Origin of the sequence: Mesorhizobium sp. KACC 23794 (assembly GCF_052180275.1) — a bacterium.
Classification (GTDB): Bacteria; Pseudomonadota; Alphaproteobacteria; order Rhizobiales; family Rhizobiaceae; genus Kumtagia.
This window is the reverse complement of sequence record NZ_CP197465.1, coordinates 2,924,342-2,938,329: the sequence shown is the minus strand read 5'-3', so window position 1 is coordinate 2,938,329 and position 13,988 is coordinate 2,924,342. Positions and strand designations below refer to the sequence as shown.

The following is a 13,988-nucleotide window of genomic DNA, read 5'->3' as shown; positions in this document are numbered from 1 at the left end:
CGGTCGTCATAAACAAGCGGCGCGCCTTGCCCGCGCGCCTTGGGAATCACTGAGAAGATGCGAGCGTTGCCCCGCCTTCATGGCTGAAATCGGGCTTTACGCCAAGCATGGAGGCCGAGCGGCGGATGATGTTGGCGACGATCGGCGCGGCGTTGAAGCCCGCCGTGGCGCCCGCCCCCGGCTTCTCCGGCTTCGGCTCGTCGATGATCGACAGCACGATATATTGCGGATCGTCCATCGGGAACGACGCGACGAAGGCGTTGAAGCGCACACTGTTCGAATAGCGGCCGTTGACCACCTTTTCCGCCGTGCCGGTCTTGCCGCCGACCCGGTAGCCCGGAACCTGCGCCCGCGCGCCGGAGCCGCCCGACCCCTTCGTGGCGTTGAGCGTATAGAGATAGCGCATGCTCTCGACCGTATAGTCCGTCACGACCTGCTTTCCGGCGGCCTGCGCTGCACTCTCGTCGCGCAGCAGGAAGGTCGGCGGCAGCAGCGTTCCGGTCATCAGCGCTGCGCAGCCCACCGCCGTCTGAAGCGGAGTGGTGGAAAAGCCATGTCCGAACGCGGCAGTGATGGAATGCACCTTCTTCCAGACCCTCGGTTCCGTCGGCTTCGCGACCTCCGGCAGTTCGGTCTTCATGCGATCCAGCAATCCCATGCGCTTCAGGAAATCCCGGTGGCCTTCGACGCCGACGACATCCGCCTCCCGCGCCGAGCCGATGTTGGACGAAAAGATGAACACCTCGGGAACCGACAGCACCCTGCCCTTGCCGTGGAAATCGCGGATGGTCTGGCGGCCGATGGTGATCGGGCGGCTTGCGTCGAAGCGGCTCTGCATCGTCACCTTGCCGGAATCCAGCGCCATCGCCGTGGTGAAGCTCTTGACGGTCGAGCCCATCTCGTAGACGCCGCCGGTCATCCGGTTCAGCCTGTCCTTGTCCAGCGCGTTGACCGGATTGTTCGGATCGAAATCCGGCACCGACGCCATTGCCAGCACCTCGCCGGTCTTGACGTTGAGCACAACCGCGCCGGCGGCGATGGCATGGTAGCGCTGCATCGCCTGCGAGACCTCGTCGCGCACGATGTGCTGTACTCGCAGGTCGATCGACAATTTCACCGGCTGCAGATCGTCGGCAACCGCCAGCCCCGAAGCCTGCAGGTCGGCAAGACCGTTGTCGTCGATGTATTTCTCCATCCCGGCGATGCCCTGATTGTCGATGTTGGTCAGGCCGAGGATGTGCGAGGCGGTCGGGCCGCCGGGATAGAAGCGCCGCTTTTCGGTGCGGAAGCCGATGCCGGGAAGACCGAGCGCCATGATGTCGGACTGCTGCCGGGGCGTCAGCTGCCGTTTCAGCCAGACGAAACCCGCACCGCTCTTCAGCTTGTGATAGGTCTGCTCGACCTCCAGGTCCGGCAGCACGGTCGACAGCTTTTCGATAATCTCGTCGGCGTCGACGATCCGCTTGGGTTCGGCAAACAGCGACGCCGTCTTGATGTCGGTCGCCAGCACCTGGCCGTTGCGGTCGACGATGTCCGGCCGCGACGCCGTCACACGCGACACCGGTGGGCCGCCGGATTCCGGCTCCTGGAAACCGAGATAGACCAGCCGTCCGGCGATCGCCGCATAGATGCCGAAGAACACCGCCATGGTCATGACGACACGGGTCCTGGTGCGTCCGCCGGTCGACATGCGTGCGCCGTCGACGACGATCGATGCCGTCGAACTCTGGGCGGCCGCCGTCCTCTTGCGCCAGAACTTCATCATTGCTGCACCGCGCCGGTTTTGGTTTCGTCCATGCTGCCGCCGCCCGCCACAAGGTCGTGGGCCTGCCCGATGATGTCCTGGATATCGAGGGAGCGGATGGGTATCTCGTCGAGTTTCGCGAATTGATGCGGATCGACCGGCTGCAATTGCAGGTCGGACTGAAAGATCTCGCTCAGCTTCTGCAGCCGCAGCGGCTGCGTCAGCAGGCTCCAGTCGGCCTTCAGCAGCGCGATCGAATCCTGCTCAAAGCGGATCTGCTGCTGGAGTTTTCGCACCGACGCCAGCTGGTCCTCGGCCTCCTGCTTGGTCTTGTAGGTAAAGGCGGCAGCCGAGACCATGACCGCGATCAGCACCATGTCGCTTGTACGGAACACCGTTACCTCTCCGTGCTCGAGCGTATGTCTGGAAGTTTCGGCAGCCCGAACAGCGCCGGGTCGACCGGCCGAACCGGAGCGGCGGTCCGCATCGCGGCACGCAGCTTCGCCGAGCGGGCGCGTGGATTGACGGACACCTCCGCCTCGCATGCCGAAACGACGCCGCCCAGTCTGTCGAAGGTCGAGACCACTGCCTGCCTCTGCGGCAAATGCCGCGAGCCTGCCGGATCGGTCGAACGGTCGGCGATGAAACGCTTGACGATGCGGTCTTCCAGCGAGTGGAACGTCACCACCACCAGCCGCCCGCCGGGCTTCAGCGCCCGCTCCGCCGCGACCAGCGCGCGCGCCAATTCGCCCAACTCGTCATTGACGTAGATGCGCAGCGCCTGAAAAACCCGCGTCGCCGGATGGATCTTTTCGCGCGGCGGAAACCCGACCAGATCGGCGACGGCCTTGGCAAGGTCCGTCGTCCGTTCGAAAGGCTTTTCGGCACGCCGCCGCTCGATCATGCGGGCGATGCGTCCCGCATGCTTTTCCTCGCCGAGCAGTCCGAAGATGCGGGCAAGGTCGCCGGCCTTGTAGCGGTTGACGACGTCCGCGGCCGAAAGCCCCGCCTGCGCCATGCGCATGTCCAGCGGCCCGTCGGCGCGGAACGAAAAACCCCGCTCCGCCTGATCGACCTGCATGGAGGAGATGCCGATGTCGAGCACCACGCCGTCAACCTGCTCCGCATGCTCGTCCAGCGACGAGAACGGCGCCTGCACCAGCGTCAGCCTGCCCTCGGACGCAGCCTCCAGCGCCCTGCCGTCCCGGATGGCGTCGGGATCGCGGTCGATGCCGATGACGGAAGCGCCCCGCGAAAGGATTGCCCTGGTATATCCGCCCGCGCCGAACGTGCCATCGATGACGACCTGCCCCGCCGCCGGCGCCAGCGCCGCGAGCACCTCGTCAAGGAGAACCGGAATGTGGCGGGCCGGTCCGCCAACCGCAAGACTATCCTCGCCGTGGCCCGCCATCATTCCGACGCCCTCGCACCAATACTCTCGCGAGCTTGCCTCTGGCTGAGCAGCCGCCCGCGCACCGCCTTGCCGTGCTCCACGAACCGGCCCGGCTCCCATATCTGAAAGAACGCGCCACGTCCGACGAACACCGCCTCGGTGGTGATCCCCGTATGCTCGCGGATAAAGTCGCTCATCGTGATGCGGCCGTCCTGGTCGAGCTTCAAAAACGTCCCGTCGCCATGCACGAAGAACGACATGTCGTCCCCCGCTCTCAGGAAAGGATCCTCCTGCGCGATGCGCTGCTCGTAGCGGTCGAGCAGGTCGAGCCCGCCGACATCCATCGCCGGCACGTCGAGCGCCCGCAGCGCGTAGAGGTCCGAATAGCCACGCTTCTGCACCACCGTGCGAAAATGCGCCGGCACCGAAACCCGGCCCTTCGCATCGATCCTGTTGACGGCGTTCGACAGAAACCGGTCCATCATCCGATGCGGCGGCCGCATCCCTCCTGTTCTGCGCCGGGTGCGACGCGCCTTTTCCAGGCCCCTTCCGGGCTTCGGAGTCGAGACCGGCCAACCACGGCGTGCCCGCTCCCTGCTCCGTCAAGACCTCGCCAGCGCAGGCTCGCGGCTGAAAAACGCCAAGGCCGGCCGCCGAAAATTTCGACGCCGTCACCCGTCCACGCACGCGCTGCTGAAGTTGGAAATGGGATAGCATGGGCCAATATGGGCGTCAACGGGATCGGGTTACGACTGCCGGGACGGACAGCCCCGACGGGAGCCTTTCCGGCCCAACATGCTTTATGGTCCATTAAGACTAACGAAGGGTTATTGCCGGGCGTGACGCCGCAACGGCACAGGGCCGGCCGGTAAATACACGCCAGTCGGATTTCATCGATTGGTGCGAAGGACGCCCGGCGGCGTCAGTGCATGACCGGACCGGCGCTTCCGTCCAAGCCTGCCGCCCGCGCAATCTCCACGCGATTGCGGCCGTTGCGCTTGGCTGCGTAGAGCCGCAAGTCGGCGTGTTTGTAGAGCTGCGCGAACGACGCGCTCCGCTCGAAGGTCGCGCCGCCGACGCTGACCGACAGCGCGCATCGCTGCCCGTCGGGCACGAATTCGGCGGCATTGATCGCCGCCCTGATCCGCTCGGCCACCGCCGCCGTCCGGTCAGAATCCAGCCCCGGAAGAAAGACGCTGAATTCCTCGCCGCCCAGCCGCCCGACCAGATCGATTTCCCGCACCGCGCCCTTGATGGTGTTCGCGATCACCTTCAGCGCCTCGTCCCCCCGGTCGTGGCCGAAACTGTCATTGATGTTTTTGAAATTATCGACGTCGATGACGAGCAGCGCCCCTTCCCGCCTGTTCTCTTCCGCCGCCACCTTCTCCAGATAGGCGTCGACCAGCGTCGTGAAGGCGCTGCGCGTCAGGCACGAGGTCAGGCCGTCGGTCGAGGCGACGATCATCAACCGGTGATGGGCGATGGCCAGCGCCCGCTGCCGGCTGAGCAGAAAGCCGAAGATCGGCGGCCCGAGCACCAGCGGGATGAAAAAATTGTTCCAGGGGTCGCTGCCCCACCGCCACATGCCGGTCTCGAACGAATAGCTGTCGATGGCGAAGGCAACGGCGATGCACCCCAGCGTGCCGAGCACGCTGAGCAGACAGACACGGCCCCAGCCCCGGGATGAGAAATCCAGTTTTTTCGCCGACACGCGACGCCTCGCTGCACTGCAGCATATTCAAGGATTGTTAAGGGAGGGTTCCCGCGAGACCGCAAAGTCGAACGGTGCGCGCCAAGAATGTCCCTGCGCGGCCTCCATACAGCAATCCCCAAAACGCCGACAGGGCCGAAAAATCGAACAACCGCCCCTGTTGCTGGATTTCCTCACACCGCCGTCAAATACTTGCCTTGATTGACTCGACAAGTATGAATTTGCGATACAGCGTCTGAAACACAATAAAATCACAACCGGCCGGCTTCGTTCCACGCGGGAGGGGAATGGGGCCGGACGATCAGCTATCCCGAAAACTTTCTTCGGTCGCCGGTGAACGGCGAATCGCGCAACGGCATTCGACCCAGGGAAATTCCATGACCACCTACAACCTTACCAAAGGCGACGATACGATCATCGGCAGTGCGGATGCTGATACGTTTGAGGGAAATCTGCCAAGAAGAATCGGCGGAATCGACACATTGAACGGCGAGGGCGGGAATGACAAATTTATACTCGGGGGATACCAATTTCTAACCGGAGGAAATGAAAAAAACCATGCCTATGTCGACGGCGGAGAGGGCGATGATACAATCGTTCTTGATCAAAGATATCATACAGATTATTTTATATCAATAAAAAACGTAGAGAATCTTGACGTTACGACAATTAGCATAAGTGCAAGCACAGAATTTCTTGCTTCTTTTGAAATAATATACGGCTCAAATCCATCCGCCAGCTATGTTGGCATAAATTTGAATAGCAATGGAAAGTATATTGATTTCTCATCAAGAATCACCAACGGGCAAAGCGCTCATATATATGGTGAGTATTCCGATCGCGGACTTAATATAACTGCAACAAAAGAAGGCGATCTAATTTCGGGGTCGGAGCATAGCGATATCATTGACGGCGCCGATGGAGACGATTATTTTTATTTCTCTGAAGGAAAGGATATTCTGAACGGTGGGAATGGAAATGATACGTTCTCAACGCTTTTGACATATTCCAGCGGAAGCATTGTTGATGGCGGTGCGGGTATGGACACCTTTATAGCTGCTGATGCGTACATACCGCGGTTTTCAGTTAAAAATGTAGAGAATCTTGTTCTGAATGGGCTTTCAACTACAACTTTGGAATTTATATCCTTATTTGATAGCGTAGAAATCGAGGGAGGGACCGGATTGCAATTGGTTGGAATCGGTGGAGAGTTTGATTTTTCCAAAAATAAAGCTTTAGGAGGATTAGATATTCAAGCAGACTACGCTACTTCAGGCGTTGAATTGATAGGAACCTCCCATTTTGACAGAATAACCGGAACTAAATTCGCCGATATCCTCCAAGGGGGAGATAACACCGATGTGCTTTATGGTGGCGCTGGCAACGACGTCCTGATCGGCGGGCTTGATTCCGACGATCTGAGCGGTGGGGACGGTATCGACCGCGCTTGCTATGCCGGTGCGACGGCTGGCGTCACTGCCAGTCTCACCAATCGTTCGCAGAATACCGGCGAGGCCAGTGGCGACACCTACGACTCCATCGAGAATCTCACTGGCTCGGCCTTCAAAGACATACTGGAGGGCGATACCGCAGCTAATAATGTTGACGGCGGCGGCGGCGACGACAATCTCAGCGGCCTTGCCGGCGACGACAAGCTGTTCGGCGGCGACGGCGGCGATCTGTTGATGGGTGGTCTCGGCGCTGACTATCTCAGCGGCGGAAAGGGCGGTGACCGCGCCTCCTATGCCGGCGCGGTCGCGGGCGTCACCGCCAGCCTCACCGATCCCTCGCTCAATATGGGCGAGGCCAAGGGCGATACCTACAATTCCGTCGAGAACCTCACCGGATCGGCCTTCAACGACACGCTGGAGGGCAACGCCTCCGCCAACCATGTCGATGGAAGCGCCGGAAACGACACGCTCAGCGGCTTGGCCGGCGACGACACGCTGTTCGGCGGCGATGGCAACGATCTGTTGATGGGTGGTCTCGGCGCTGACTATCTCAGCGGCGGAAAGGGCGGTGACCGCGCCTCCTATGCCGGCGCGGTCGCGGACGTCACAGTCAGCTTTGCCGATCCCTCGCTCAATACGGGCGAGGCCAAGGGCGATACCTACAATTCCGTCGAGAACCTAACCGGATCCGCCTTCCACGACACGCTGGAGGCCAGCGCCTCCGCCAACCATGTCGATGGTGCCGCCGGCAACGACACGCTCAGCGGCTTGGCCGGCGACGACACTTTGTTTGGCGGCGAGGGCAACGATACTTTGCGCGGGGGGCTTGGCGCCGATTATCTCTCCGGCGGGATCGGCACCGACACCGCTTCCTACAAACTCGCCGCTGGTGGCATCGCGATCAGCCTAACCGACCCTTCGATCAACACTGGCGAGGCGAAAGGCGATACCTTCAACTCTATCGAGAACCTGACAGGCTCGGCTCACGATGACCTCCTGAACGGCAACAATGAGAACAACACCATCATTGGCGATGCAGGCGACGACACGATCAAGGGGTATGGCGGCGACGACAAGCTTTCGGGGGGGGGACGGTAACGACATTCTGTTGGGCGGCGCCGGCTCAGATTATCTGAGCGGAGGGAGAGGCATCGACACGGCCTCGTATGCTGACGCGATTGCTGGAGCCCGAGCATCCTTGACCAGCCCTGAATATAATCGGGGAATCGCTGCCGGCGACACCTACAACTCGATCGAAAACCTGACCGGGTCCAGTTTCGACGACATTTTGGAGGGCAATTCAGGGTCAAACGTGTTGGTCGGAGGAAACGGCAACGACTCGCTGTCAACCGGGCTCCGAGGACGCGACGAACTTTATGGAGGTGACGGAGACGATATATTATTCACTGTCAACGAAACTTACGATCGAGGTGTTTTCAATGGCGGCACCGGGATCGATACGCTGAAAGTGGAGTATGCGAACCTTGTCGGCAGGACGATCGTCGATGTCGAGAACCTGTCGGTGGAGGGCAAGGTCGTCGCAACCATCGACATCCTGTCGAAGTTCCAGAAAATCTCGGGATCTATGATCGACGGTATAGTCATCGAACTCGAAGGCTCCGGAGGCATATTGGATTTTTCTAAATCAGCGACCAATGGAATAAATATTCTGACTTCAACAACAACATCCGGTTACACGTTGATCGGAACATCGAAGAATGATTACTTGCGTGGCTCCGCCTTCAACGACATATTGCAGGGCGGCAAGGGCATGGACAGTATTACGGGTGGCGCGGGCAACGATACGGCCAGCTATTCGACGTCGAACGCTGGGGTGACCATCGATCTTCGACTCGATTTTCAAGACTACAGCCTTGGGGACGCCAAGGGCGACTATATTCGGGGCATCGAGAATGTAGTCGGTTCCGGTTTCGTCGACTCTTTGACGGGCGACGAAGGCGACAACCGGCTGTATGGTGGCGGCGGCAACGATAGATTGGTCGGCGACCTCGGCAACGACTATCTGAGCGGCGACGCTGGACTGGACACTGTCTCCTATGCGGAGGCATCTTCCGCCGTTAAGGTCAGCCTTGTCAATCCGTCGCTCAATACCGGCGAAGCGAAGGGGGACACTTACAATTCCATTGAAAGCGTGGAGGGTTCAGCCTTCTCCGATACGCTTGAAGGGGACGTTGGGGACAACATTCTGTCAGGCCTTGATCACATGGACGTTCTCAACGGGGGCGCCGGAAACGACACGTTGATCGGCGGCGAAGCGATGGACAGGCTCAACGGTGGTGACGGCAATGACATTCTTATCGGAGGGGGGGACGGCGACCATCTAGATGGTGGGAACGGCAGCGATACCGCTTCTTTTTCCGACGCCGCTAACGGCGTTCGGGTCAGCCTGGCTGATCCCGACGGTGATGCAGTTGCCGACACGTTTGCTTCTATCGAAAACCTGGAAGGTTCCGCCTTCAACGACAAGCTGATCGGTGATGCAGCGAAGAACGTCCTTTCTGGCTTGAAGGTAAGCGACGCGATCGACGGGGGATTGGGCGCTGACCGGCTCAGCGGCGGCGCGGGAAAGGACGTGTTCGTCTTTTCCTCCACACTCGGCGCTTCCAATGTCGACTCGATCACTGATTTTTCGGCCGCCGATGATACGATCCAGTTGGCGAAAAACGTCTTCAAGGCGCTGACTGCAATCGGCCCTCTTGCTGTGACCGCCTTCAACGCCAACGCTTCCGGACTCGCCGGCGACGCCGACGACCGCATCATCTACGAGACCGACACCGGCAAGCTCTTCTATGACGCCGATGGCAATGGCGCGGGTGCCGCCATCCATTTCGCCACGCTGGCAGGGCTGCCCCCCGTAAGCGCAGCCGATTTCGAGGTGGTATAGGACGACCGAGGCGCCGATAGCCTCATCCGTTGCAACAGCACAGTGCGGCACGCAGCCCTTGCCCCATCCCATCCGCACGGCTAGGCAAGGGCTCCACGAGGCGCTGCGGTTATTTCAACGCACAACGCCCCGCGTTCTGGGAGCGCCTTAACATGACCGACACCACCGCCTCCCGCGCCGCGAGCCTGCCGCATCTGCGCCGCCGCAAGCTCGCCAAGGGCGATCCCGTCGCCCTGCCGTTGACGCTGGCCTCGACCTATCACCTGCCGGGCGATCCCGGAAACTTCAACCAGTACGGCCGTTTCGACAACGCCACCTGGGAGGCGGCGGAGGAATTGCTGTCGCATCTGGAGGATGCGCCCTGCCTCGCCTTCCCCTCCGGCATGGCCGCGATTTCCGCCGTGTTCTTCGGCCTTCTGAAGTCCGGCGACCGCATCCTGCTGCCCTCCGACGGCTATTATACAACACGCGTACTAAGCGAGCGGTTCCTGTCGCGCTTCGGCGTCTCCTTCGACCTAAGGCCTACCGCATCCTTCCTTGATGGTGGTTTTGACGGCTACCGTCTGGTCTTCGTCGAGACCCCCGCAAATCCCGGCCTCGATGTCTGTGACATCGCCGCGGTAGCAATGGCCGCGCATGCCTCGGGCGCGCTGGTCGTCGCCGACAACACCACCATGACGCCCTACGGCCAGCGGCCGCTGGATTTTGGCGCAGACATCGTGGTGGCCGCCGACACCAAGGCTCCCAATGGCCATTCCGACGCCCTGTTCGGCCATGTCGCCACCCGCGACGCCGAAATCTTCGAATCAATCCGCCGCTGGCGCGAACTCTCCGGCTGCATCCCCGGCCCGTTCGAGGCCTGGCTTCTGCATCGCGGCCTTGAAACGCTGGAGGTGCGCTTCGACCGCATGAACAGCTCGGCAGGCACGATCGCCGCGCGGCTGAAGGAGCACAAGACCGTCGAGGCGGTGATCTATCCCGGCCTGCCGGATCATCCGTCGCACAATCTTGCCTCCACGCAGATGCTGCGCTTCGGTTCGCTGATCGGGTTGACCCTCGGGAGCGCCGAAAAGGCGGAAGCCTTCATCGACGGCTGCGCGCTCATCCAGCCCGCCACCTCCTTCGGCAGCGTGCACAGCTCGGCCGAGCGCCGCGCCCGCTGGGGCGACGCGGTGGCGCCGGGTTTTGTCCGCCTGTCGGTCGGCTGCGAGCCGATCGAGGAACTGTGGCGGGCGATCGATCGGTCGCTGACTGCCGCCGTTGCGTGAGGGGAGCAACCTGGGGCCCAATCATCAACTGTAGATTGGCGATCCGCCTGTGCTTGAGCCGCGTCCAGTCGCAAAGCTAAATCGTCCCTCCCATAGGCCAAAAATACCCCAAAAAGCGGTGCGTCCCGTCAAAAAACGGGTCGTCGTGAAGCTTGCGGCGCTGTTTGGCAATGCATGCGGACGCAAGCTGCTGAAATCGCTGACTATTCCAGACTTCACGTGCTTGCGCGTAGCTCAGTCGCCAACGCCGTGGCGGCGCAACGGGACAGTCGCACCGGGCCTGACTCACCTTGTCAGGCACCCTGCATAACCGCTTGAAAAGGCAGAAAAATGTCAGCCGGCCTGTAAGCCGGGTTCTGTATGGCCCGCCCACCTTGCGGCGTGCGGACGTGGCGGCCATTCGTCTTGGACGCGGATTGCTCCGCGCCTCGCGCAACCTACCCGGATGGCCGGACCGGAAACAGTCCTGAGGGTTGCCCCTCGCGCCATCCCTATTCGGTTTTGCTCCCGGTGGGGTTTGCCGTGCCGCTCCCGTTGCCGGCAGCGCGGTGGGCTCTTACCCCACCCTTTCACCCTTACCCCGCCTATAGATCGGTCCCTTCGCGGCGGCGTGCCCGAGGCGAAAGGGCCGATTTATCGGCGGGGCGGTCTGCTTTCTGTGGCACTTTCCCTGGGGTCGCCCCCGCCGGTCGTTATCCGGCACCGTGTATCCATGGAGCCCGGACTTTCCTCACCCGCGGCCTTTCGGCGGTTGCGGGTGCGGCCGCCCGGCCGGCTGACGCGCCGTATAAAGGTGCTTTGGCGGCAAAACGCAAGTCAAATCCAACCTTTGCCGGAATTCCGAATGGCGCCAGACGACGCCGCCGCCGTGATCAGCTCGCCAGGAGCCGCTGCACCTTGCCGCAATAGGCCTGCGACACCGGGTTCATTCGCCTTGCGCCATGGCCGGCATTGTATTTCAGGATCGTGCCGCAGGTCGTTCCGCCGCCGAGTTCGTGGGCCATGGCAAGATACTTCATGCCGAAGCGGATGTTTGTTTCGGGATCGTAGAGACCCGCCACCGATCCGCTGTAGCCCAGGCCGCGCGCCGTCGCCGGCTTGATCTGCATCAGCCCGACTTCGCCGGCCGAACCGGTCATGTTCGGCCGATAGCTGCTCTCGACGCTGATGACGGCATGGGCGAGCGAGACCGGCACGCCATACTCGGCGGCATAGCGGGCGATCACGGCATGATAGGGCCCTGCTGCCCCGCCAGGCTTCGCCGCGACCTCCGGCTTCACGGGATAACCCGCCGTTTTCGCCTTGAGGATGACTTCCGTCACCGTCGTGGCATTCGGCTTCGCCGTTCTGGCAGCCGACTTCGTCTTCTTGATATCCAGCTTTGCCGTCTTGCGCTGCGCCTTTGGCGCATCGCTCGCCTTCCTGGTTTTCGCCGCCATCGCCGGCGCGTTCGGCCTTGTTTTGGCAGCCGGTTTCGCCTTCTCTGCGTTGGAAGCGGCCTGCGTCAAAAACAGCGGCGTACGCGCGATGACTGGCTTCTTGCCGGCGAGATTGGTGGAAGTGGCCGACTTTGTCCTGGTCTTGGAGACGCTCGCCGGTCTGGCGGCCGGCTTGGCCGCCTCCTTCGTTGGAGCGGCTTTCTGCGTCGAAAACAGCGGCGTGCGCGGGATGTTGGGGAACTCCGCCGCCTGCGCGGCAAAAGCATTCAGGGCGGCGGCAAATGCCACCGTCAACACGATCGTCTTGTTCATCAGGTCCTGTTTTGGCGAGGCGGGCAACAGCGTGCCCGGCCGTTCGGTCGTAGGCGCATGGAGAGCGCGCCGGCGGAGGGCTGGCCGTTTGACGGCGAACTATGGGGCGAAAAGGGCGCAGCCGATCACATTGTGTTTCAGATTGTGTCGGCGGCCATCAGACAGGCCGGAAGCTTCCGCAGCGTCAACCGGCGACCAATGGCAATGCTTCCAGCAGCCGCCGCAGCGTCTGCACGGTCGTCCGGTCGGCAACGCCGTCGACCTTTGCCGGCCTGAAATGAAGCTGGAACGCCGAGACGACAGTCGCCGTAGCCAGGTCGTAGTCGCCGGTTATCGCGATGCCATAGCCATAACGCGCTAGCATCCCTTGCAGGGTGGCGACGCCCTCGCCTGCGTCGCCGCGTGCCAGCAGCGATCCGCCGCGATGCAGCGACGGCCGCACGAAATGCCCGACGCCGGCACGCGCCAGCACTCCCCACGGGAACTTCTCGCCCGGATCGACCTTGCGGCCGGGCGCCACGTCGGAGTGCGCCAGCACCATGTCGGGCCGGATGCCATGGCGCGCGATGATGCCCTGGCAGAGCGCGATCACCGCCGCGATCTGTTTGCGCGGAAATGGGCTGTAGCCGAGTTGGTGCCCAGGATTGACGATCTCGATGCCGATCGACTGCGAATTGACGTCGGTCACCCCGCGCCAGGAACTCTTGCCGGCATGCCAGGCGCGGTCCGCCTCGCGCACCATCTGCACGATGCGCCCGTCCTCATGCACGAGATAATGCGACGACACTTCGCTCCGCACGTCGCAAAGCCAGTCCTCGGCCGCCGCGCCGCTCTCCATGCCGGTATAGTGGAGGATGACGATCTCCGGTCTCAGCCCGCCGCGGCGCTCGCCGAAATTCGGCGAGGGGCGGATCGTCGCGCCGGCATGGTCGGCGGCAAAGCCGGTCATATGGCGCGCACGCCGCGCTCGATCATCTCGTAGGCGGTGTTGATGGCGGCAAGCCGCGTCGTCGCGATGGCGATGAATTCCGCCGGCAGGCCGCGTGCGATCAGCCGGTCCGGATGGTTGTCGGCGACCAGCTTGCGATAGCGCCGCTTCACCGCCTCGAAAGGCTGTCCCCGTTCTATGCCAAGGATGACATAGGGATCGCCGTCGCCGAGATTGACGTGGCGCGCCAGGATGCTGCGGTAGTGATCCTCGCTGATCTCGAAGATCTCGGCGACCCGACGCAGGTAAAGTCCCTCGCGCTCGTGCAGCAGCCCGTCCGCCTTGGCGATGTGGAACAGGCCGTCGAGGATATCCTCCAGCATCGTGCAGTTCGGACGGCCGGAGCCGCAAAGCCCCGCCATCTTTTCCGCATAGGCTTCAAAGCCGGCTACATTGCCCTGTGCCAGATCGTAGAGCCGCGCCACATTGCGCGCCTCCGCCGGCGGCACGGAAAAAATTTCCTGGAAGGCGCGCACCTCATCTTGGGTGACGATGCCGTCGGCCTTCGCCATCTTGGCCGAAAGTGCAATCATGGCGACCGAGAAAGCGACGCGGCGGCGCAGTTCGGGATCCCCGACGAACACGCTACGCACCGCTTCGGCGAGATCGGACGCGCCGGCACTTGCGGAAGCGCCGACCCGGCTGACGAACTCCCCGATGCGGATCCAGATCGACATGGCCGCTACATATCCAACGCGCCGCCGCTTGGCGAGGCTCAATTCGCAGCCAGCGTTCCTCGGTGCGTGCTGGTGGCCCAAGCGATTCTCCGCGACGCAA

The 13,988-nt window shown here is 62.1% G+C and carries 11 protein-coding genes and 1 other RNA gene; 3 read left to right on the top strand and 9 right to left on the bottom strand.

Features of this window, described 5'->3' with window-relative positions; all coding sequences use genetic code 11:
- Positions 1-46 precede the first annotated feature (46 nt).
- The 5 genes from ACSBOB_RS14380 to ACSBOB_RS14360 form a co-directional block, all read right to left on the bottom strand.
- Complete coding sequence (locus tag ACSBOB_RS14380; RefSeq protein ID WP_442583066.1) at positions 47-1,765, bottom strand: peptidoglycan D,D-transpeptidase FtsI family protein; 1,719 nt, start codon at positions 1,763-1,765, stop codon at positions 47-49.
- Positions 1,762-2,139 (bottom strand): cell division protein FtsL, encoded by a 378-nt coding sequence (gene ftsL, locus ACSBOB_RS14375; RefSeq protein WP_442583065.1) that lies wholly within the window; start codon positions 2,137-2,139, stop codon positions 1,762-1,764. The genes ACSBOB_RS14380 and ftsL overlap by 4 nt, the downstream gene beginning before the upstream one ends.
- A gap of 2 nt (positions 2,140-2,141) precedes the next feature.
- Positions 2,142-3,158 (bottom strand): 16S rRNA (cytosine(1402)-N(4))-methyltransferase RsmH, encoded by a 1,017-nt coding sequence (gene rsmH, locus ACSBOB_RS14370; protein WP_442583064.1) that lies wholly within the window; start codon positions 3,156-3,158, stop codon positions 2,142-2,144.
- Positions 3,155-3,619, bottom strand: a complete 465-nt coding sequence (mraZ, locus tag ACSBOB_RS14365; RefSeq protein ID WP_442583732.1) for a division/cell wall cluster transcriptional repressor MraZ — start codon at positions 3,617-3,619, stop codon at positions 3,155-3,157. Before mraZ ends, rsmH begins: the two co-directional genes overlap by 4 nt.
- Positions 3,620-4,059: 440 nt before the next feature.
- Positions 4,060-4,848, bottom strand: a complete 789-nt coding sequence (locus ACSBOB_RS14360; protein ID WP_442583063.1) for a GGDEF domain-containing protein — start codon at positions 4,846-4,848, stop codon at positions 4,060-4,062.
- Positions 4,849-5,225: 377 nt separating this feature from the next.
- Between ACSBOB_RS14360 and ACSBOB_RS14355 the strand changes: the two genes are divergently transcribed.
- From ACSBOB_RS14355 to ACSBOB_RS14345, 3 genes are all read left to right on the top strand, one after another.
- Positions 5,226-7,397: a calcium-binding protein gene (locus ACSBOB_RS14355; protein ID WP_442583062.1), complete on the top strand. Its 2,172-nt coding sequence runs from the start codon at positions 5,226-5,228 to the stop codon at positions 7,395-7,397.
- Positions 7,398-7,497: 100 nt separating this feature from the next.
- Positions 7,498-9,204 (top strand): calcium-binding protein, encoded by a 1,707-nt coding sequence (locus ACSBOB_RS14350; RefSeq protein ID WP_442583731.1) that lies wholly within the window; start codon positions 7,498-7,500, stop codon positions 9,202-9,204.
- A gap of 152 nt (positions 9,205-9,356) precedes the next feature.
- Positions 9,357-10,472, top strand: coding sequence for a cystathionine gamma-lyase (locus ACSBOB_RS14345; RefSeq protein WP_442583061.1), 1,116 nt, complete (start codon positions 9,357-9,359; stop codon positions 10,470-10,472).
- A gap of 329 nt (positions 10,473-10,801) precedes the next feature.
- Here the strand turns inward: ACSBOB_RS14345 and rnpB are convergent.
- The 4 genes from rnpB to ACSBOB_RS14325 all read right to left on the bottom strand — a co-directional run bounded on the left by rnpB (position 10,802) and on the right by ACSBOB_RS14325 (position 13,888).
- An RNA gene (rnpB, locus tag ACSBOB_RS14340) (RNase P RNA component class A) lies at positions 10,802-11,251 on the bottom strand.
- A 93-nt stretch (positions 11,252-11,344) separates the two neighbouring features.
- Entirely contained in the window at positions 11,345-12,223 is an 879-nt protein-coding gene (locus ACSBOB_RS14335) for a lytic transglycosylase domain-containing protein (RefSeq protein WP_442583060.1), read from the bottom strand.
- A gap of 184 nt (positions 12,224-12,407) precedes the next feature.
- On the bottom strand, positions 12,408-13,172 hold the full coding sequence (locus ACSBOB_RS14330; protein ID WP_442583059.1) for an N-acetylmuramoyl-L-alanine amidase: 765 nt from the start codon (positions 13,170-13,172) through the stop codon (positions 12,408-12,410).
- Positions 13,169-13,888, bottom strand: a complete 720-nt coding sequence (locus ACSBOB_RS14325; RefSeq protein WP_442583058.1) for a TerB family tellurite resistance protein — start codon at positions 13,886-13,888, stop codon at positions 13,169-13,171. The genes ACSBOB_RS14330 and ACSBOB_RS14325 overlap by 4 nt, the downstream gene beginning before the upstream one ends.
- Positions 13,889-13,988 lie beyond the last annotated feature (100 nt).